The sequence below is a fragment of the Gilvibacter sp. SZ-19 genome, assembly GCF_002163875.1.
GTDB lineage: Bacteria > Bacteroidota > Bacteroidia > Flavobacteriales > Flavobacteriaceae > Gilvibacter.
This window is the reverse complement of sequence record NZ_CP019333.1, coordinates 2,767,187-2,788,667: the sequence shown is the minus strand read 5'-3', so window position 1 is coordinate 2,788,667 and position 21,481 is coordinate 2,767,187. Positions and strand designations below refer to the sequence as shown.

The following is a 21,481-nucleotide window of genomic DNA, read 5'->3' as shown; positions in this document are numbered from 1 at the left end:
ATGTATAAAATTGCAGTTTTAGGTCCGATCCCAAGGGATCATATAGTCACACACCACGGAGAAGTGATCCAAAAATACGGAGCAGCTACCCATACGGCCATAGCCTTGTCCAAACTTCTGGGCGACCAAGGCGTTGTGTATCCGGTAACGCATGTTCGCAAAGTGGACTATCAGGGTGTACTCGATGTATTGGCTCCCTATGAAAACATCAATACAGATCATATCTCTGCTGCTAGTGACCAAGGCGATGTGATCCAACTACAGTTCTTAGATCAGAATAACAGAAAAGAAAAACAAACGGCCTTTATGCCGCCAATAACCCCAGAAGATGTAGCGCCACTGCTGGATTGCGATGTTTTTGTCTGTGTCCCTGTTACCGATTTCGAAGTTCCTTTAGAGACCCTACAATATATAAAGAACAACAGTGAGGCCACCGTGGTTTTTGATGCCCATGGCCCCACCACTGCCCTGACCCATCGCGGAGATCGCGTGACCAAGTTTTGGGTGGATCGCGACCGTTGGCTTCCCTATATCGATGTTTTGAAGATGAATTTGGAAGAGGCGAATTGCAGCTGGTTTAAGAACGAATACGATCTGGGTGAGTTGGCTACGCACGATGCCATGAGTGAATCACAACTCCCGGAATTTGCCTCGCATTGTTTAAAACAAGGACTAAAATCGCTCTATGTTACCTTAGATGCACGCGGCGTTATGGTCTACAGCCTAAAAGCGGGCGAGCTGCATGCCGAGCACGTTGCCCCGGTCATTGTGGATCATGTTGTAGATACTACGGGTTGCGGAGATTCCTTTGCCGGAGGTATTGCCTTTGGTCTTTTAGAAGAGGACACGGCCTATGTCAAGGCGGCACAATACGGCAATGCTATGGGAGCACAGCGCACTCAAGGAAAGACATTTGAAGTGTTTCGCTCTCTTGCAGAAACTGATGCAATGATCGTGGCCGGTCATATCTCGGGTAAATCTCCAAAGGCGTAAATACGGGCTATGGGTATAAAGCCACAACCTTTATCTCAGATCAAAAAAGAGCTAAATCTTCAAGACAGAGATAGTCTTATAAACCTCTGTTTGGAATTGGCCCGTTTTAAACGAGACAATAAAGAAATGCTGAGCTATTTGCTTTTTGATCGGCAAGATGAGGAAAGCTACATTAGCGCCCTTCAGGCCGATATGGATCAAAGCTTTGACAGCATAAATAACCAATCTCATTATTATATAAAGAAAAGCGTACGCAAGATCTTAAGGGAACTGCGTCGATTTATAAGATACTCCAACCGAAACGAGACTGCGGTGGAATTGCTCATGCACTTCTGTTATCGCATGACCTTAATAAAACCAACAATTTTCGAGAATCGTGTTTTGACCAATATATTCTGGCGACAGATCCACTTGATCGAGCAAAAGATCGAGAAATTACACGAAGATCTCCAGCACGATTACACCCTAGAATTAGAAGCTTTAATAAAACCTTATGCCCATGATCACCATATATCATAATCCGCGTTGCAGAAAATCTAGAGAAGGACTACAAGCCCTTGAGGCAAGTGGTTTGGACCATAAAGTTCGCTTGTATTTGAACGATCCTTTAACTGCTGCGGAATTGACCCAGCTGCTAGGGCAACTGGGGATAACGGCAGATGCCTTGATCCGTAAAGGCGAGGCTATCTGGAAATCTGATTTTAAAGGTAAAAGCCTGTCAGAAAAAGAGTTAATAGCCGCTATGGTGTCACATCCAAAACTAATAGAGCGTCCTATTTTAAGCGATGGTCAAAAAGCAGTGGTTGGTAGACCTATCGATGCGGTTCAAGATTTTTTACAAAACATTATATAACATTAACAAAATGTTGGCTTAGCTGCGTGATTTATCGGTCTAACTTCGCCGAAAATTACCCATCATGCAGCTAAAAACGCTAACCTATATTGCCCTACTCCTATTTACTATACAACTGAGTTATGGTCAAGCCAATGCCCGCAACTATACCGTTAAAGGATTAATAGTTGATGAGCAAACTGGACAACCCTTAGAATTTGCAACCGTTTCCTTTTTTAATGCTACCAATGATCTGGTTGCAGGAGGAATCACAGAAATAGATGGGAAGTATTCGATCTCGGTACCAGAAGGTATCTACACCGTGCAGTACGATTACATCTCCTACAAAACAGTTAGGAAAGAAAATGTCTTGGTAAACAAGAACACCGAATTACCACCAGTGGCTATGGCCCTGGACGCTGCAAGTTTGGACGAAGTAGTCGTTACTGCAGAGACCACAGAGGTTGTGGTGCGCTTAGACAAGAAGATCTACAATATCGGTAAGGACCTTACTACTAGCGGAGCAACAGTTAGCGACGCTTTAAATAATGTACCTTCGGTAACTGTAGATGTAGATGGCGCTATCAACCTTAGAGGAAACGGCAATGTTCAGATCTTGATAAATGGAAGACCAAGTGCGCTTGCAGGCTTTGGAAACACGGATGCACTTAGACAATTGCCAGCAGAGACCATTGAGCGCGTAGAGGTGATCACTTCTCCTTCTGCTCGTTATGATGCCGAAGGCTCCGCAGGAATCATAAACATTGTACTTAAAAAAGACAAGAATCTAGGTTTTAACGGCTCTATCATTACCAATGTTGGTTTCCCTTGGGGAAGCAGTCTTACCGGTAATATCAATTACCGCCAGAAGAAATTTAATATTTTTAACACCACTTCAGTACGCTATCAGGAATCTCCAGGAAACGGTTTCTTTAGCAATAACTTCTTTATAGATGGTGTTGAGAATCCGCTAGTAATAGAAGATCGCGATATCGATCGAATCCGCAGAGGGATCACTACCAACTTGGGAGTGACTTATAATTTGACCGATCGATCTACCATTACTGCTTCCGGATTTTACAGAACCGGAAACGACGATTCTAGAACTGCAAACTTTACAGACGAGTTCAACGCTTCTAACGAGCTCGCTGAATCGACAGTGCGTATAGAAGATGAGGCAGAAACTGGAGATAGTTACCAAGTTGCCTTGAATTATACCAATAATTTCAATGACGAAGGCCACAATCTGGCCATTGATCTGCAGTACGATACGCGAAACGAAGTGGAATCCAATTTTATTGGCGAGCGCAATGCATTCCCAGATATGGAAACACTTCCGGCCGAAGATATTACCACAGACGAGTCTCGCGACAATTATTTGTTGCAGGCGGACTATGTTTTACCAATCGGCGAAAACGCCCAATTCGAAGCGGGTTATCGCGGACAATTCCGCGAAACAGTGACCGATTTTGAAGTGTTGGAAGAAGTTGGCACTAGCGGTGTATTTGAACGCAACGGAAACCTGTCTAACGTATTTACCTTTAGCCAAGACGTCAATGCGATCTACACCCAGTACGGAAATAAGTTTGGCAAGTTCTCTTTCTTATTAGGACTTCGCTACGAATCTACTCGCCAACAAGGAGAGGTATCTGATTTCGACCCAACGGTAGGCGATGATTTCGAAGTTGACTTTGACGAGACCTTTGACGGGCTTTTCCCTACGGTGAACCTCATCTATGAACTTGGAGAAAGCGAGAACATCACTTTTGGTTATAACAGACGTATTAACCGTCCGCGCGGTTTCTTTGTGAATCCATTCCCTTCGCGTTCTAGTGAGGCGAATATCTTTCAAGGAAATCCAGGGCTGAACCCTGCCTTTGCTTCTGCCTTCGACTTGGGTTACCTAAAACGTTGGGAAAAGATCACACTAACCAGTTCGGTATACTATCAATACGAGACCGATGCGTTTCAGTTCATTAGAGAGAACACAGGAGATGTTACGCCAAACGGTGTGCCTGTAGTGCGAACCATTCCGATCAACCTAGCGACTAATGAGCGCTTTGGAGCGGAAGCCGGAGTACTATACAACCCTACCAAATGGTTGCGCCTGAACGGAAGCTTTAACTTTTTCCGTTTTGTAACAGAAGGTGAGTTTAACGGTACTGACTTTAGCGCAGACAACACCAGTTGGTTTGCAAGATTCTCCTCTAAAGTGACCCTACCTGCTAAGATCGATTGGCAGACCAATGCTTTTTACCGTGGCCCTAGAGAAGACGCCCAGACCAGAAACAAAGGAATTCTGTCTATAGACCTTGCTTTTGCTAAGGATCTCTTTAACGATAATGCTACTCTAGGTTTTAACGTACGCGACCTATTTAACAGCAGAAAGCGTATTAGCGAGACCAATACGGCCACTTTTAGACAAGAGAGCGAATTTCAGTGGAGAGAACGCCAGTTCAATCTTACCTTTACCTACAGATTCAACCAGCAAAAGAGACGCCAACAAAGAGGTGGCGGTCCTGGAGGTGGTGATGACGACTTTGAATTCCAAGGACGTCCATAAGGAACAAAAAAAGAGCGGTCGAATTGACCGCTCTTTTTTTTATGTTGTTTAAAGAAAGCTTATTGCTGTGCCTTTTTGGCTTCGCGCTTCATCTTCATTTTTTCGATTAGTGCCCCGCCGATCCAATAAGGGATGATGCTAATTAGAAAGATCATCAACCAAAAACCGATGGTCAAGATGGTTAAGAATGCTAAAAATCCTAAATATTGGTCAAATTCGAACATGGGTAAGTGTTTTTAATACACTGCAAAGATAATCGAAAATCTAAAAAATATTTCGTCCGCAGTTAAAAAAATTATATCCCTCTGCTCTCGCACTTTTGCCCTTCAATATTTACCTTTGTAGTCTTAAATAAAAGACCATGGAATACCGCATAGAAAAAGACACTTTAGGAGAAGTTAAAGTACCTGCAGACAAACTTTGGGGAGCTCAAACAGAGCGCTCTAGAAACAATTTCAAGATAGGAAGACCTGCTTCCATGCCTTTGGAGATCGTTTATGGTTTTGCTTACCTAAAGAAAGCTGCTGCCTACACCAATTGTGAATTGGGAGTTCTGGACGTAGCCAAACGCGATCTTATTGCGGCGGTATGTGATGAGATCTTAGCAGGAAAACACGACGATCAGTTCCCTTTGGTAATTTGGCAAACAGGAAGTGGTACACAGAGTAATATGAATGTCAATGAGGTGATCGCCAATCGGGCCCACCAGTTGGCTGGTAAAACCGTGGGAGAAGGTGAAAAGACCTTACAGCCTAATGACGATGTGAACAAATCCCAGTCTTCTAACGATACTTTCCCAACTGGGATGCATATCGCTGCCTACAAAAAAGTAGTGGAGACCACCATCCCTGGTGTAGAACAGCTTCGCAATACCCTAAAAGCCAAATCCAAAGAATTTAAAGATGTTGTAAAGATCGGGAGAACTCACCTTATGGATGCCACTCCCCTGACCCTGGGACAAGAATTCTCAGGCTACGTATCTCAGTTGGATCACGGTTTGGCTGCATTAAAGAACACCTTAGCGCATCTAAGTGAGTTGGCTTTAGGAGGAACTGCCGTTGGAACCGGGATCAATACTCCAAAAGGATATGCCAAACGCGTTTCTGAATACATAGCAGAGTTTACCAAGCTTCCTTTTGTGAGTGCGGATAATAAATTCGAGGCCCTAGCTGCCCATGACGCTATAGTAGAGACCCACGGTGCTTTGAAGCAATTGGCAGTATCGCTGAATAAGATCGCCAACGATATTCGTTTATTGGCAAGTGGCCCGCGTTCTGGAATTGGAGAGATCATTATTCCTGCTAACGAGCCAGGATCGTCCATCATGCCAGGTAAGGTGAATCCAACTCAATGTGAGGCCTTGACCATGGTCTGTGCTCAAGTTATGGGTAACGATGTGGCCATTGGTGTTGGCGGTATGCAAGGGCATTATGAACTGAATGTCTTTAAGCCTGTTATGGCTGCGAACATCTTAGAGTCTGCACAGCTTATAGGAGACGCCTGTGTTTCTTTCGATCTTAACTGTGCTCAAGGAATAGAACCGAACAATCAGGTCATTGAAAAGATGTTGAACAACTCCCTGATGCTTGTAACTGCGCTAAATACCAAGATAGGTTACTACAAAGCGGCCGAAATAGCAGGAGCTGCACATGCCAACGGAACTACCTTAAAAGAAGAAGCCGTTCGACTCGGTTATCTTACTGCGGAAGAATTTGACGCTTGGGTACGTCCTGAGGACATGGTTGGGCACTAACTTGTAAGAATGTTAAATGTATTTGTAGGAAAATACATCTGTTAACACTTTTTTTAGCCTTTTTTACCGATTAACTGCATAATTTTATCGGTCAACGTAGGATTTTTATATCTTTCGAGTCCCAAATTGATTGATTTACTTATGTACAGGAGCTTTATTTTAGGCCTCCTGCTTTGTCTGACCGTTAATGCCCTTGGTCAACAACAGGTGCGCTATATGCAGGATTCTCCAGAGAAGTTAGACTTTACGTCTGCCTCCGTTGCCGAATACATCCCTTACGGCTTAGAGAACTTTGGGTTGAACAATGGAACATATTGGTTCAAGATCTTCGGATCCAACACACACGATCAGGTATTGACCTTATCGAGTCCCCACATTTACGACGCGACCTTATACAACAGTCGTGGTTTAAATATAGGACAAGAAGGATTTACCCGCTACCCTACTTACAGACTCAGTGATGCGACGAATTATCCGTTATTCTTACGTGTAAAACTACACCAAGAAGCGCAGGTTCCGGTCGCTATTGCCTCAGAAGCAGTTTACGATGCGGAAAATCAAAGAACACTATTTCAATTAGGCTTGTATTACGGTTTCGCCATTATGGTGGTATTGATCAACCTAATGTGTTTTATTCTCTTTGACGAAAAGGTATTCTTTAAATACGCAGCCTTTTTGATCACGGTTGGACTTACCTACTCTTTTAGCGATGGTTTGTTCAATCTATTCGGAGTGACCGGAAGCTTTGTAAACACCTATTTGGAGCCAATACTTCATTTATTGGTAGGTTTTGCCGGAGCTGCTTTCTCTTGCCAGTTCTTAAGAAGTGCGCAACACTTCCCAAGGCTCAGATGGTTTACCACTGCCCTACTAGGATTTGCTGCAGTTAGCTTTGGTATGTATTGGGGCTTTAACGAGTTCAGTTATGCTACCGTAGGACATATTATGCTTTTCTCTGTAGGATTGACCTATTTGATAGTTGGAGTTCGCCTGTGGAATGCAGGGCTATACGCACGAATCTTTGTAGTGTCTTATAGTTTACTCTTTATAATGGCTACGGATTTTTACTTGTTGAAAGGATTGGGAATCAATTTCTTGAACATTCAACCCGTACACCTTAAAATAGGTAGTGTTTTCGAAATGCTTGTATTGAGCTATGCTATAATGTACCGCATGCGCTCTATTAAGGAAGAGAAAGAATTGATGAGTACAGAAATGCGCATATACTTGAAACGCATTGAGACGCTTTCTAGAGGAGCTGCCCTTGTGGAATCCGAAGAAGCCTATATGGAAAACCTAATCGATCATTACGATCTAGATAACACCGAAACCAGACTGTTACAGTATGTATCAGAAGGAAAGGAAAATCACAAGATCGCAAGAATACTAAACTTAAGCGAACGTGAGGTAGAGCGCCTAACTCTCAATTTGTATCGCAAACTCGAAATCGCTGAACAAATCCAGGACGATTATCGTATGCTGGATCAGCAACCAGACTATATCTATAACTAGACGGCTAACTTAGCGAAGTGCAAGGCCTGTGCGTTTTAAAAGCGTCAGGCCTTTACTTTTTTATAGTGTTTCTTGTATTGGATCCATGCCGCAGTACTCAAAATAGCCACAAAGCCTAAAGTGTAATACACAAAGCCCGGAGTAATGGGTTTGTCGCCACTTGCGTAAGAGTGCAAGCCGGTCAAATAGAAGTTCACCCCAAAATAGGTCATCATGATAGATGCATAGGCTATTACGCTGGCAAAGTTAAAGGTCCAGCGCCCTCGCAAACCTGGAACCAATCGCATATGGATCACAAAGGCGTAGATCATAATACTGATAAGGGCCCAAGTTTCTTTAGGATCCCATCCCCAATAACGTCCCCAACTCTCGTTGGCCCATTGTCCCCCTAAAAAGTTTCCAATGGTAAGCATGACCAATCCAACGGTCAAGGCCAGTTCGGTAATGATGGTGATCTCCTCGATATTGAGCTTCATGCGCTCTTTGTTCTTCTTGGTGGTCAGGACCATTAACAACAAGGCTGCCAATCCTAAGATCATTCCTAAGGTGAAAGGCCCGTAACTCGCTACGATCACAGCAACGTGGATCATTAACCAATACGAATCCAATACCGGTTGTAAGTTGGCGATAGAAGGGTCTAACCAATTCTCATGCGCCACCCATAGGATTATAGAAGCCACAAAAGCGGTAGAAGCTACTGTAAGTACAGATTTTCTACCAAAGGCCAATCCGAAGAAAACTGTAGCCCAGGCCACATAAATGACCGATTCGTAGGCGTCGCTCCAAGGGGCGTGTCCACTTATATACCATCGGGCTGCCAAACCTAAGGTCATAAGTACAAAGAAGGCCCAGATGATCACTTTACACGCTGTGATAGCGCCTTTCAAGAATTTTTTCTCGGTAAATATCTGCCAGATGATCATTAAAAACATCACCACTCCTATCAAGGCAAAATACTTGTAGAGTCGGTTGAATATATCCGCTCTGTTATAGGCTATTTCTGCTTCTATCTTTTTGTCCGATGGATATACCTCGCTACCATTGTTCTTTTGATAAACTGTTATGGCTTCAAGAAGTTTATCTGCATTCTCGTAATTGCCATCGCCGCGGGCGTCACGCAGGGTCTGCAAGTAAACGGGAAACAGCTGCCCCTTAATGGAATCGTCCTTGGTAGCCATGCGGGTTCTAATGTCTAAGGTTGACTCCCATTTGTTGTTCAGATCGCCAGGAATCGGGAAGATTTTCAAAATACTACCGGTAAGGGCTTGGTTGAGCAAATACACATGCTCATAGACCTTAATGAAATCCTTCTCAAACTTGTTAGGGTTGTTCTTTCTAGTCGCTTCGGTAAGATAAGGGTCAAGTTTGTTGTTTCCCTGCTGATCCACGATATCCAAAAGGGAGATTGCCTTTACGTCATTGGCTACCCCTAAGATCTTGCGAATACTGTCATTCCCTCTAGGTAGGTAAATGAGAGGCACGTCTATCCACAATTGCGGATGTTCACTCATAGACAAGAAAACCTGATCTGCCGTTAGGCCAGCATAACTGTCTTTTCTGCTGATCTTGCGCAAGAGTTCCGACGAAAAGGTATTGATAGGCTTCATACGCCCGTTGTCTTGTATAATGACCTTTCCGAATTTACTAGCGTGATCTTTGGCTACTGCGGAGGCGACTATTTGCGCTTGTTTAGCTTCTAGGTCCTGATCTGTTCGATGACCGTCTTGTCCATAGGCACCAAAACTCAACAGCGCAAGCAACATTAAAGCAGCCTTCTTTTTCTTAACCTTTTCTAACATTTGCTTGAGTTTGCCAAAACGGGTTCTACGGTCAAATAAGATCAACATAAGGCCTAAGTAGAGCAAGAAATAACCGATATAGGTTACCCAAGTTCCCCAGAAATCGTGATTCACACTTAATATGGTCCCTTTTTCGTCCTGATCAAAAGAGGCTTGGAAAAAACGATAACCGTCCTGATCCAAAACGTGATTCATATAGATATCGTAGTCATAAGGGTCTCCAGCAGATGGATTTACCGTTAGCTTACTCTTAAAAGCGCTGTAAGCGGACTCGGTTCCAGGATATTTCTCTGCGATAAAATCGTTCAGGGTCAAGCTAAATGGCAATTCCATTTCTTTGGCCCCATAACTTGCGTATACCTCTAAACCACCTACTTCTACGATCTCCGGATCTGGCACATTGCCTTTCCCACCAATCAAAGTCAGGGGTTTGGTCTCTCCTGCCGAGCTCACCTCTAAGAACAAAGCGTCTACTTGGCTTTGATCTTCTTTAGGCGCTTTAACAATGCCGTATTCGCCCTGCATTAGCCCTTCTGGAAATACGAATTGATTCCCGGCAATTTGGTAGAGCGAACGTAATTGTAATGGCTGAATACTGTCTGCTACGACCTTGCCTTGTTGCTGATCTGCCATTCGCATATACGAACCTTCCAGGGGGGTGCTAATGCTAAAGCCTTCATCTTCGTTGTAGAAGATATTGATCGCACCTGTAGTAGGCTTGTTAAAGGCAAAAGCCAAAGAATGTACCTGAGTGACAGTACCATCTTGTAGCCAATGTTCGTGACGGTTACCATCTGTAGCTTCTACAAGCTTCAAATAAAACTCCCCAGCATCACCTGGAATAAGGTCTTCCTTGGCTCCAGAAATATAATCGACAAATGTAAAAGTCACCTCCTGGCCGTTATAATCAGTCTTTAAGATCTTATCTCCCTTGTATTTATTGGCCAAGCGCTCCGAAAAGTTCACCGCTCTGGGTTGTAAGTTGCGGCGCTGCTTTAATCCGTTTACAATAGAATCTCCATCTATAAACACTTTGAGATACACCTCTGCACTCAGCATGGTGTTCTCTGTTTCGCCTTCGCGGATGCGCATTACGCCTTCATAACCAATGTAGCGGGTAATCCCTGCTCCTAGTAGGATCAAGATAAAAGAAAGGTGCAACAAGAGCGTGGCCCAATTCTCGCGTTTATCTAAACGGTAACGCTTAATGTTACCGATAAAGTTGATCATGAACAAAACCATGATGGCTTCAAACCACCAAGCTTTGTAGATATAATGGTTGGTCAAGGGCGTGGGCGATGTGGTCTGAGAGGCATCTAAAAATGTACCAACAGCCATAGCTGCCGCAAAAACTAGGAATAAGACCGCAGTTAATCGGGTCGAAAAAAGGATGGAGAGCAACTTTTTTTGCATGCCGCAATTTTGATGCAAATTTACAAAACAAGGCTTAAAAAAATGTTGCTTCTCGCTTTGAATTACTCAGCAATTTTTATTGCCTCATCAAGCTGCTCTATTTTGTTTAATCTCCAGACTCCACTTAAAAAATTATTACCTTCGTCTCTATGATAAAACTGGCAATTGTTGGTAGCGGAAACCTGGCTTATCACCTCTACGAGGCTGTGTTGCCTTTAAAAGAGATAGCCCTTGTTGGTGTGTTGGGAAGAAACCCTGAAACGCTGCGCGATTTTGACCAAGTTCTAACAACGACCGATCCTTTAGCGCTACCCGCCGCAGACCTTACCATAGTTGCCGTTAGTGATGATGCTATAGGCAAAGTTACTGACGCACTTCAAAAGAAACACGGGCTTTTAGCCCATACCTCAGGAGCGCAGAAGTTAGATGCCATCCAGGCAGAAAGACGTGGCGTCTGTTATCCGCTACAGACCTTTAGCAAGTTGCGTGCTGTAGATTTTACAAACATACCCTTTTGCTTAGAAGCGCATTCTGAGGACGATTTTGAGCTGCTTCAGCATTTTGCCTCACAATTGAGTTCAAGGGTCGAAGCCATGGACAGTGAGCAGCGCAAGTATTTGCATTTGGCTGCTGTTTATGTGAACAATTTTGTGAATCAACTTTATCAAACCGCCTATGAGATCTTGGAAGATCGAGAGATTCCTTTTGATCTGCTACAACCACTAATACTTGAAACTGCGCAGAAAGTCATAGATCAAAAACCGGCAGATGTACAAACAGGTCCGGCCAAACGCGGCGATGAAGGCATCATGCAGGCACACTTATCGATTCAATCCGCAGCAAACCAAAAGATATATCAACTGCTTACCACAGCGATAAAAAACTCTCAAAATACATGAGTTATAAAACCAAACTCGAACAGATCACAACCTTTATTTTCGACGTAGATGGCGTACTGACCGATGGCAAAGTGTTGATCACCTCAGACGGAGAACTGCTCCGCAGTATGAATATCAAAGATGGCTATGCCCTTAAACGCGCGGTAGATCAAGGTTTTAATGTTGCCATAATTTCCGGCGGAACCAACGAAGGTGTTCGCAAGCGACTAGAAGGACTGGGAATAACAGAAGTGTTCTTAGGCGCCCATAAAAAGTCGAACTTTCTGGACGACTATTGTCAAAAAAGTGGTGTTGCTTTGAGCGAGATCGCTTATATGGGAGACGATATGCCAGACATTCCACCGCTCAAGGCTGTGGGCCTGGCTAGCTGTCCACAAGATGCCATCCCTGAGGTCAAGGCCGTTGTGGATTATGTATCGCACAAGAACGGTGGTGCAGGCTGCGCGAGAGATCTTATAGAACAAGTTCTAAAAGTACACGGCAAATGGGGATAAGCGCCTGGTTAAAACTCATTCGCTGGCCGAATTTACTCATCATAATCGCCACTCAGGCAATAATAAAACGGGCTTTCTTTCCTAGCTTTGGCGTAAGTCAGGCCTTAGATGGTGTACATTTTTTGCTGCTGATGCTCGCCACTGCCTTTATTGCTGCAGGAGGCTATATTATTAACGATATAGAAGACAAAGGGATCGATGGGATAAACCGTCCGGAAGCCTTGATCATTGGAAGATCCATCGCTGAGAAGACTGCTTTCAATGCCTATGTTGCCTTTAATGCCTTAGGGGTTGGACTCGGTTTTTGGGTCGCTTATGCCATAGACAAAGCCAATTTTGCTGCACTCTTTGTGCTCTGTTCGGTGCTACTCTACTTTTATGCCACTTCTTTAAAAAAGGTTTTATTGGCCGGTAATTTATTGATAGCGCTGCTCACCGCGCTAGTGGTTTTATTGGTAGGCGTCTTTGATCTGGCTCCGGTAGCACATCCTGCTAATCAAGACACGCAGCTGCGAGTTATGGGCCTGCTAGTGGACTATGCGATCTTTGCTTTTAGCCTGAATTTTATACGGGAGCTTGTTAAAGATATTATTGACATTAATGGCGATAAGAACTTTGGAGTGAACTCGCTACCCATTGCTATAGGCCGCGAAAGAGCAGGCACTGTCGTTTTTGGATTTGGCCTTATCACCCTTTTAGCGGTGCTCTATTACGCCTATAGTAATTTTCTGTATTCTGAATTGATGCTGGCTTACTTTTTTATAGCCTTGGGAGCACCCCTGCTGCTTTTCTCTATTAAGGCCTGGTCTGCCAGCAAACGCGAAGATTATCAGTTCTTATCGTTTTTATTAAAGATCATCATGGTCTTAGGTTTAATATCGCTTATCATTTACCCTTATCAATAATGCTCCTAGAAGAACGCTTAAAGAATTACAGACTTATCCTTTCTTCAGCCTCGCCCAGAAGGCAGAATTTCTTCAAGGGAATGGGCTTTGATTTTGTTTTGGATATCCGTCCGGTAAATGAGGTTTACGATGATGCATTAGAGGCCGAACAGATCACGGACTATTTGGCCAAAAAGAAGGCGGAACCCTTTACAGATCTGCAAGACAAGGATATTCTGGTTACCAGCGACACCATAGTCTGGTTTCAAGGTAAACCCTTGGAAAAAGCTGCCAACCGCCAAGAAGCTATTGCCATGTTGAGCAGTTTGCAAGACAATTATCACGAGGTGATAACATCTATCTGCATCACAACAAAGAACCAGCAACTAGTTAGGCACGATAAGGTCAAAGTTTGGTTTGACCCACTAGACCAGGAGCAGATAGCCTATTATGTAGATACCTATAAACCCTATGACAAGGCCGGAAGTTATGGCATTCAGGAATGGTTGGGCTATGTAGCTGTTCCCAGAATAGAAGGCTCTTTTTTTACGGTTATGGGATTGCCCACGCATTTGGTCTACAAAGGTTTATCTGAAATTGTTTTAGCTGCGGATTCCTAAATGTTAAAGAAGCTTTAAGAGGCGGTAGCTCGGCACCTAATTTGGCTATATTTGAGCAAACCATACCAATTACCACCCATGCGATTAAAAGGCTTTTTACTGCTTATCGCCATTTTGCTACCCTTAGCAAGTTCGGCTCAAAAACCAGAAAAACCGAATTCCTCTGAGATCTATGAAGACCTAAGAAAACTGAGTTTCTTTGGCACAGCCCTTTACGTGGCTGCACACCCAGACGATGAGAATACCAGACTTATCTCATATCTGGCCAACGATGTAAAAGCCAGAACGGCATATTTATCGATGACCCGAGGCGATGGCGGCCAAAATCTGATAGGCCCAGAAATTCGTGAACTTCTGGGAGTTATAAGAACCCAAGAACTCTTGGCAGCCCGAGCAACTGATGGTGGTAGTCAATACTTTACCCGAGCCAATGATTTTGGTTATTCCAAACACCCAGACGAAACCTTAGCTATCTGGAACAAGAACGAAGTACTCAAAGATGTGGTGATGAACATCAGACGGTTTAAGCCAGATATCATAGTGAATCGATTCAATCACAGGACTCCTGGAAGTACTCATGGACACCACACCTCCTCTGCCATGCTCAGCGTGGAGGCTTTTGACCTAGCTGGCGATCCAACTGCCTTTCCAGAATCCGCAGAAAAATACGGCCTGTGGCAACCCAAGCGCTTATTTTTTAATACTAGCTGGTGGTTTTATGGCAGCCAAGAAAAATTCGATGAGGCCGACAAGACCAATTTAATGGCCGTTGAGACTGGGAACTACTTCCCTACGCGCGGACTTTCCAACGGAGAGATCGCTGCATTGAGCCGCAGCATGCATAAATCTCAGGGCTTTGGTAGTACCGGAAGTCGCGGATCGCAAACCGAATGGCTGGAGTTCATTAAAGGAGATTTCCCAAAGAACAAAGAAGATCTGTTTGAAGGCGTGAATACCTCTTGGTCTCGCATGGAAGGTGGAGCTGCTGTAGGGGCAATTGTAGATCAGGTGATCGCCAATTTTAACTTTCAAGACCCAGCTGCCAATGTACCCAAATTGCTTGAAGCCTATAAGCTTTTAGAAAAACTTCCGGCCAGCCATTGGAAGTCCATTAAACTCGAAGCCCTGAAAAAGATCATCTTAGATTGTAGCGGGATCTTTTTAGAAGCAGTGGCCGATCAGCAAGAAACCACTTTAAATAGCGATCCAAATATTCGCATAGAAGCAATTAATCGCTCTAACTTGAACGTAAAACTAAACGGAGTTACATCTGCAATAGTTAAATTCCCTGACATGTTCGCTGCTGTGCCTTTAGCAACTAATCAAGGCTATACAGCAAGCAGTGTTAGCGGTACTTTTAGCCCATTGGCTGAATATACTGCTCCTTATTGGTTAAAAGAACCTGGCACGCTTGGGATGTATAAAGTGAGCCGGGAGGATTATATAGGACTGCCTCGCGCGCCTCAGCGCTTTCCGGTGCAGTTCAACATCAGCATTAATGGTGTGAACATGTCTGCTCTACGCAATGTGGTATACAAATTCAATGACCCAGTGGATGGAGAAGTTTATAGACCGTTCGATGTATTGCCGGAACTCACCTCTGCAATAGCGGAAAAGGTGATCATTTTTGCGAATACAGACCCAAAAGTTATTCCTGTAGAAGTTCGTGCAGGAAAAGCCAATATTAGTGGTGAGTTAAGCCTTGAATTGCCCGTGGGTTGGACAGCTAGTCCTAGCAGTATCGATTTTAAACTCGACAATCAAGGGGAAAAGCGACGTTTTAATTTTACAGTGACACCTCCCGCCAATCAAAGCGAGGGATATATTAGACCCCTAGTTACTAGCGATGGGCAAAAATATACACAAGAGTTGATCCAGATAGACTATCCGCATATACCTTTCCAAAACGTCTTGATGCCTTCTGAGGCAAAAGTGGCGCGTATTCCCATTGCAAAACGCGGGGAACATATCGCTTATGTGAAAGGCGCAGGAGATGCCATTCCGGAGAGCTTGGAGCAAATTGGCTATCATGTGGTTACTTTGGCTCCAGAAGAGCTAAGTCTGGCCAATCTGGCCAATTATGACGCCTTGGTATTTGGTGTGCGCGCATACAACACGGTAGAAGAACTACAGTTTAAAAAACAAGTTGTTGCCGATTATGTCGCCTCTGGCGGAAACGTAATTGTGCAGTACAACACCAGTCGTGGCTTGGTCACAAACGATTTTGCCCCATACCCGATAACCCTTTCAAGAGAGCGCGTTACAGACGAGTATGCTCCTGTAACCTTATTGGCTCCGCAGCATCCTGTACTCAACAGTCCTAATAAGATCACTGCCTCGGATTTTGAAGGCTGGGTACAAGAAAGAGGGCTCTATTTTCCAAGCAGCTGGGACAACCAATACGAGGCTATTTTAGCCATGAAAGACAAACAAGCCAAAGAAGATTCTAAGGGAAGTCTTTTGGTTGCCAAACACGGAAAAGGCCATTATATCTATACCGGATTGAGTTTCTTTAGAGAACTTCCAGCGGGCGTTCCTGGCGCATACCGCTTGTTCGCAAACCTTTTATCTATAGGGAAATAATGGAGAACCCAAGACGCTGGAATAAGTGGTACACCCTGATCCTAGTAGCCAATTTGGTCTATGGGATAGTCTTTTATTTGTTAATGAATCATTTTAGTCAATGAATCGGTTGCAATTAGAAGATTGGTTGGTACTGGCCACCACGCTCTTGTTCATTGTTATCTACGGAGCTTGGAAAACGCGAAAACACAGCAAGGTCTCCGATTATCTCAGAGGTGGAAACTCCGCCAAATGGTGGACCGTAGGAATCTCTGTAATGGCTACCCAAGCCAGTGCTATTACCTTTTTGTCTACGCCCGGACAAGCCTTTCACGACGGGATGGGCTTTGTGCAGTTTTACTTCGGATTGCCTATAGCGATGATCATTATCTGTATGGTGTTCATCCCCTTATACCACAAATTAAAGGTTTATACGGCTTACGAGTTCTTGGAGCAGCGCTTTGACGGAAAGACACGTGTGCTCACTGCCTTTTTGTTCTTGATCCAACGAGGCCTTTCGGCAGGAATCACCATTTTTGCCCCAGCCATCATACTCTCTGCCGTGTTGGGCTGGGATCTGTATCTACTCAATATCATCATTGGTGTTTTGGTCATTATTTACACCGTTAGCGGTGGAACCAAAGCGGTGAGTGTCACCCAGAAACAGCAAATGGCGGTCATCTTTGCCGGAATGTTCATTGCTTTCTATTTGATCTTAGATGGCCTTCCGGAAGAGGTTACCTTTAGCAAGGCGCTAGAAATTGCAGGCGCAAGCGGAAAGATGGACGTGCTCGATTTTTCCTTCGACTTTGAAAACAATTATACCGTTTGGAGCGGGATCATTGGAGGAACCTTTTTAATGCTCTCTTATTTTGGGACCGACCAAAGTCAGGTACAACGCTATCTGAGTGGACAATCTGTAAAGCAAAGTCAATTGGGGCTAATGTTTAACGGGCTGCTTAAAGTACCCATGCAGTTCTTTATTCTTTTGGTTGGAGTCATGGTTTTTGTCTTCTACCAATACAATAGCGCTCCCCTGCACTTTAATCCGAGTAATGTGAGCGAGGTGATGGCCAGCGATTACGCCGATGAGTACAAGGCCTTAGAGACCGAAAGATTTGTTGTTGAAAAGGAACTCTTTGCTGTGCAGGCAGCAATGGCTGCCACTACAGATGGCCTTAAGGATGGTCAGTTGGTGGCTAAGATGAAATCACTTCAGGCCACAGACAAAGAACTACGAGAAAAAGCAAAGACGGTCATACTCCAGGTAAATGAGAATGCAACAGTGAATGACAAGGACTATGTCTTTATCCACTATATTCTCAATAATCTACCCAAGGGTCTTATTGGCTTGCTTTTGGCTGTGATCTTATCGGCAGCGATGTCGTCCACTGCATCAGAACTCAACGCCTTGGGCACCACTACTACCATAGATATCTATAAACGCAGGCAGACCCAAGAGAGAGATGAAGCTTTTTATATCAGTAAATCTAAATGGTTTACAGCAATGTGGGGAGTACTCGCTATTCTAGTGGCCTGTGTGGCCAACCTTTTTGAGAACCTGATCCAATTGGTGAATATTATCGGTTCAATTTTCTACGGAAATGTCTTGGGAATCTTTTTACTGGCTTTCTTTATCAAGTTCGTGAGAAGCCGAGCTGTCTTTTTAGCGGCCATAGTGACACAAGTGGTGATCATCGGGCTTTGGTTCTGGGATGTTATTCCTTACCTCTGGCTCAATCTAATAGGCTGTGTCTTGGTTATTCTTATCGCAATGCTGATTCAAAGCCTTGACAATAGGCAAAAAAATAGGGGCCAAATCTCTCACTGACCGACCCCTTGCAAGTTAGGCTTGCTTTATCTTTATTTAGCCCCCCATTCTTTGAGTGACTTCTGATTGAGGGCAATATAATCTTTATTTCCAGCTTTTTCTGCCAACTCCAAAGAAGTTTTTGCAGCAGCTATTGCGCCTTGCTTATCTCCCATCTTAGCATGGATCAGAGATTTCTGACGGTACATCCAGAAAGCAGGGTCCTTGCGCATAGAAATGGCCTTGTCGATCCATTCTTTAGCTTGCTTCATATCCTTACCTTCTTGTAAGTAATACACTGCCGCAGCGTAATAATCATTACCGCTTGGACCAGCCATGGTACGATCTATACTCGCCATTACTGCATCGTCTGTTGGAACCTCGATAGTGGCACGCACATAAGTGTTCTCCCAAATAATACCAAGATTCACGGCATTGTTGGTCAAATCGTCAAAAGTAATGGTAAAGGTCTCTACCGGCATTTCGATAGGCCATACTTCTGAGGTCACGCTGGCGGCAACTTTAGACTCATCCCAATTTTGTGGGTTACCCCAGTTACTAGCATCACTGTAAAAAATGATCTCCCAGCTGCTAGCTCCGGGCTTGCTATACAAGGCATAAGTTCCAGCCTCTACTTTTTTACCTCCAATGGTAACATCAGTACTAAAGCTGATCTTAGTGTTAGCATTTGCTCCCGTTCTCCAAACTGGTCCGAATGGAACGAGATCTCCAAATACTTTACGCCCCTTCATACTTGGGCGAGAATATTCTAAGGTAATATCGGTTAAACCAACTTTTTGCTCCACTTTTTGAAATGGACTCGGTGCTGGTGTATTTACTTGTGCCCAAGCCGATCCGGCCAAAGCGAATAGAAATAAGAAGAAATAGTTTTTCATGTTAATGAATTTAGTGTGCTTACGAAGGTAATTCAATCGAAACCTATTGAAAGTTAAGATTTCCTTAAAACACTAAGGCTTACTTGGTTATATACTATAAATATTTGTAAGATTTTTCTATGTACTTGACTTTTAAACGATTATTTTATTATTTTTATCGATGTAAGCAACCCAAATTTACAGTAACCCCGCAAATCTAAACCTATGGACACTACTATGCATAAGTTCTCCAACGGTGGCTTAACAGTGACTTTTGATCCAAAGAAATGCATTAACGCTGAATGCTGTGCGAAAGAACTTTCATCGGTATTTAGAACATCCGTTATTCCTTGGATCCATTTAGAAGGTGCACCGGCCGAACAAATTGTTAGACAGGTTAAACGCTGCCCTTCTGGAGCCTTGCGATGCAGCATTAAGGAAACTCAACCGCAATCTGCTTAAGGAAAAACCGTCTTTCGTCGAGAAATTTGAAAATTCATACAAGAGAATGCCTTCTTTAGGCGTTCATCATGTACATTTACCGCGTTAGAAAACTAGCAATTATGAATCCCGCATTAAAAATATTCGCTTTTATCCTATTGCTGAGCAGCTCCCCCCTATTTGCGCAGCAAGCTCCTAAGACACTCGACGAGCACTTTACAGACGTTATTGATAAGTCTAATAGATACGAAGATTACAAGGTTGTTAAACGTTATAAACTGGACAACCTAAAGAAAGCTGTTAACGACAGTATAGCCGCTTATAAAAGTGAGGTGAATGCCTTACAGACCACTGTGAGCGGTTTGGAGTCTAAAGTTGCTTCCTTAGAAGGGCAACTACAGACCCTACAGCAGAATCTGAATAGTTCCCAAGAGGCAGAAAATCAGATGAGCCTGTTTGGCACTCAAACCAGCAAAGGCACATATAATACCATCATGTGGAGCATTATTGGTGGTCTGCTATTCTTGCTATTGGTGTTTATATTTCGATTCAGAAACAGCAACGCTGTTACTCGTGCTGCCAAATCTAAACTCACGGAGGTAGAAGAGGAATACGAAAGCCACAGACAGCGCAGTTTAGAGCGCGAGCAACAGATCCGCAGAAAACTTCAAGACGAGATCAACAAGAACAGAAAACAGCAGTCTTCTTCTGCTAAGAGTTCAGGCGCGTAATTTTAGCCCCTATAGCTCGTAAACGCTCATCGATCCGCTCATAACCGCGATCGATCTGTTCTATATTGTTAATAATACTCGTTCCCTTGGCAGAAAGCGCTGCTATTAACAAGGAGATCCCTGCACGGATATCTGGAGAAACCATGGTGGTAGCTTTAAGGCTAGACTCGAAGTTGTGCCCAATTACCGTTGCGCGGTGCGGATCACATAAAATGATCTTTGCCCCCATGTCTATTAGCTTATCTACAAAGAACAAGCGAGATTCGAACATCTTCTGATGGATCAAGACCGAGCCTTTCGCCTGGGTACAGACCACAAGCACTATACTTAAGAGGTCCGGAGTAAAGCCTGGCCAAGGTGCATCGGCCACAGTAAGAATGGAACCGTCTATATATCCTTGGATCTCATATGACTCCTGAGCGGGAATATAAATATCATCACCTCTTTTCTCTAAAGTGATCCCAAGCTTTCTAAAAGTATCGGGAATAAGCCCTAGATTTTCCCAGCTAACATTCTTGATCGTGATCTCCGAGCGGGTCATAGCCGCCAAACCGATCCAACTACCAATCTCGATCATATCTGGTAAGATACGGTGCGTGCATCCGCCCAAGGCGTCAACACCTTCAATAACCAAGAGGTTAGATCCTACACCACTGATCTTGGCGCCCATGGAGTTGAGCATCTTACACAATTGTTGTAGATAAGGCTCACAGGCTGCATTGTATATGGTAGTGGTTCCTTCTGCCAGGACAGCAGCCATTACAATATTGGCCGTTCCGGTAACTGAAGCTTGATCTAAAAGCATATAGGTGCCTTGGAGTCCGTTTGGAGCTTCTACACCGTAAAAACGCTCTTCTTTATTGTAGCGGAACTTGGCCCCTAAATTTATAAATCCTTCAAAGTGCGTATCCAAGCGGCGGCGTCCGATCTTGTCGCCTCCAGGTCTTGGAATATATCCTTTGCCAAAACGCGCCAAAAGCGGGCCAACGATCATGATGGAACCTCTTAGCGAGCTCCCTTCTTCTTTGAATAATTCTGATTCTAGGTATTTCAGATTAACATCGTCTGCTTTAAAGGCATAACGGCCTTCTCCTAGCTTCTGAATCTTAACACCCAGGTTCCCGAGTATGGTGATGAGTTTGTTTACATCGCGGATATTGGGAATATTCTCAATGATAACTTCTTCTGGGGTGAGTAAGACCGCACAGAGAATTTGTAGTGCTTCATTCTTGGCTCCTTGAGGCTGGATCTCACCTTGGAGGCGATGACCTCCTTCAATCTGAAATGTACCCATTACGGC

18 protein-coding genes are annotated in these 21,481 nt (G+C 44.0%); 14 read left to right on the top strand and 4 right to left on the bottom strand.

The window, feature by feature from the left end:
• From BTO09_RS12940 to BTO09_RS12925, 4 genes are all read left to right on the top strand, one after another.
• Positions 1 to 993: a carbohydrate kinase family protein gene (locus tag BTO09_RS12940; protein WP_087525185.1), complete on the top strand. Its 993-nt coding sequence runs from the start codon at positions 1 to 3 to the stop codon at positions 991 to 993.
• 9 nt (positions 994 to 1,002) lie between these two features.
• Entirely contained in the window at positions 1,003 to 1,512 is a 510-nt protein-coding gene (locus BTO09_RS12935; RefSeq protein ID WP_232454964.1) for a hypothetical protein, read from the top strand.
• A complete protein-coding gene (gene arsC, locus BTO09_RS12930) occupies positions 1,493 to 1,846 on the top strand; it encodes an arsenate reductase (glutaredoxin) (protein ID WP_087525184.1) in 354 nt (117 codons plus the stop codon). The genes BTO09_RS12935 and arsC overlap by 20 nt, the downstream gene beginning before the upstream one ends.
• 64 nt (positions 1,847 to 1,910) lie before the next feature.
• Positions 1,911 to 4,388, top strand: a complete 2,478-nt coding sequence (locus tag BTO09_RS12925; protein WP_087525183.1) for a TonB-dependent receptor domain-containing protein — start codon at positions 1,911 to 1,913, stop codon at positions 4,386 to 4,388.
• A 59-nt stretch (positions 4,389 to 4,447) separates the two neighbouring features.
• On the opposite strand, the gene BTO09_RS14535 is transcribed toward BTO09_RS12925, so the two are convergent.
• Positions 4,448 to 4,612: a hypothetical protein gene (locus tag BTO09_RS14535; protein ID WP_087525182.1), complete on the bottom strand. Its 165-nt coding sequence runs from the start codon at positions 4,610 to 4,612 to the stop codon at positions 4,448 to 4,450.
• 137 nt (positions 4,613 to 4,749) lie between these two features.
• On the opposite strand from BTO09_RS14535, the gene fumC reads away from it, so the two are divergent.
• Positions 4,750 to 6,141, top strand: coding sequence for a class II fumarate hydratase (gene fumC / locus BTO09_RS12915; protein ID WP_087525181.1), 1,392 nt, complete (start codon positions 4,750 to 4,752; stop codon positions 6,139 to 6,141).
• Between the two features lie 141 nt (positions 6,142 to 6,282).
• Entirely contained in the window at positions 6,283 to 7,653 is a 1,371-nt protein-coding gene (locus BTO09_RS12910; RefSeq protein ID WP_087525180.1) for a 7TM diverse intracellular signaling domain-containing protein, read from the top strand.
• Between the two features lie 44 nt (positions 7,654 to 7,697).
• On the opposite strand, the gene ccsA is transcribed toward BTO09_RS12910, so the two are convergent.
• The gene (gene ccsA / locus BTO09_RS12905) at positions 7,698 to 10,865 is read right to left on the bottom strand and encodes a cytochrome c biogenesis protein CcsA (protein WP_087525179.1); all 3,168 of its coding nucleotides are present in this window, start codon (positions 10,863 to 10,865) and stop codon (positions 7,698 to 7,700) included.
• A gap of 149 nt (positions 10,866 to 11,014) precedes the next feature.
• Between ccsA and BTO09_RS12900 the strand changes: the two genes are divergently transcribed.
• The 6 genes from BTO09_RS12900 to BTO09_RS12875 all read left to right on the top strand — a co-directional run bounded on the left by BTO09_RS12900 (position 11,015) and on the right by BTO09_RS12875 (position 18,155).
• A complete protein-coding gene (locus BTO09_RS12900; protein WP_087525178.1) occupies positions 11,015 to 11,764 on the top strand; it encodes a Rossmann-like and DUF2520 domain-containing protein in 750 nt (249 codons plus the stop codon).
• Positions 11,761 to 12,258, top strand: coding sequence for an HAD family hydrolase (locus BTO09_RS12895; protein ID WP_087525177.1), 498 nt, complete (start codon positions 11,761 to 11,763; stop codon positions 12,256 to 12,258). The genes BTO09_RS12900 and BTO09_RS12895 overlap by 4 nt, the downstream gene beginning before the upstream one ends.
• Positions 12,249 to 13,163 (top strand): geranylgeranylglycerol-phosphate geranylgeranyltransferase, encoded by a 915-nt coding sequence (locus BTO09_RS12890; protein ID WP_087525176.1) that lies wholly within the window; start codon positions 12,249 to 12,251, stop codon positions 13,161 to 13,163. The genes BTO09_RS12895 and BTO09_RS12890 overlap by 10 nt, the downstream gene beginning before the upstream one ends.
• Positions 13,163 to 13,762, top strand: coding sequence for a Maf family protein (locus BTO09_RS12885; RefSeq protein WP_087525175.1), 600 nt, complete (start codon positions 13,163 to 13,165; stop codon positions 13,760 to 13,762). The genes BTO09_RS12890 and BTO09_RS12885 overlap by 1 nt, the downstream gene beginning before the upstream one ends.
• A 78-nt stretch (positions 13,763 to 13,840) precedes the next feature.
• Positions 13,841 to 16,345 carry a PIG-L family deacetylase gene (locus BTO09_RS12880; protein ID WP_087525174.1) on the top strand — a complete coding sequence of 835 codons (2,505 nt, stop codon included), beginning with the start codon at positions 13,841 to 13,843 and terminating at the stop codon, positions 16,343 to 16,345.
• Between the two features lie 109 nt (positions 16,346 to 16,454).
• Positions 16,455 to 18,155, top strand: a complete 1,701-nt coding sequence (locus tag BTO09_RS12875) for a sodium:solute symporter (RefSeq protein ID WP_087525567.1) — start codon at positions 16,455 to 16,457, stop codon at positions 18,153 to 18,155.
• 32 nt (positions 18,156 to 18,187) lie between these two features.
• Here the strand turns inward: BTO09_RS12875 and BTO09_RS12870 are convergent, their stop codons facing one another.
• Positions 18,188 to 19,030, bottom strand: coding sequence for a DUF2911 domain-containing protein (locus BTO09_RS12870; protein WP_087525173.1), 843 nt, complete (start codon positions 19,028 to 19,030; stop codon positions 18,188 to 18,190).
• Positions 19,031 to 19,234: 204 nt separating this feature from the next.
• On the opposite strand from BTO09_RS12870, the gene BTO09_RS12865 reads away from it, so the two are divergent.
• Both BTO09_RS12865 and BTO09_RS12860 read left to right on the top strand, forming a co-directional pair.
• Positions 19,235 to 19,471, top strand: coding sequence for a (4Fe-4S)-binding protein (locus BTO09_RS12865; protein WP_087525172.1), 237 nt, complete (start codon positions 19,235 to 19,237; stop codon positions 19,469 to 19,471).
• Positions 19,472 to 19,572: 101 nt separating this feature from the next.
• Positions 19,573 to 20,181: a hypothetical protein gene (locus BTO09_RS12860; RefSeq protein ID WP_087525171.1), complete on the top strand. Its 609-nt coding sequence runs from the start codon at positions 19,573 to 19,575 to the stop codon at positions 20,179 to 20,181.
• Here BTO09_RS12860 and murA read toward each other — a convergent pair.
• Positions 20,162 to 21,475 carry a UDP-N-acetylglucosamine 1-carboxyvinyltransferase gene (murA, locus tag BTO09_RS12855; protein ID WP_087525170.1) on the bottom strand — a complete coding sequence of 438 codons (1,314 nt, stop codon included), beginning with the start codon at positions 21,473 to 21,475 and terminating at the stop codon, positions 20,162 to 20,164. The genes BTO09_RS12860 and murA overlap by 20 nt on opposite strands.
• Positions 21,476 to 21,481: the final 6 nt, after the last annotated feature.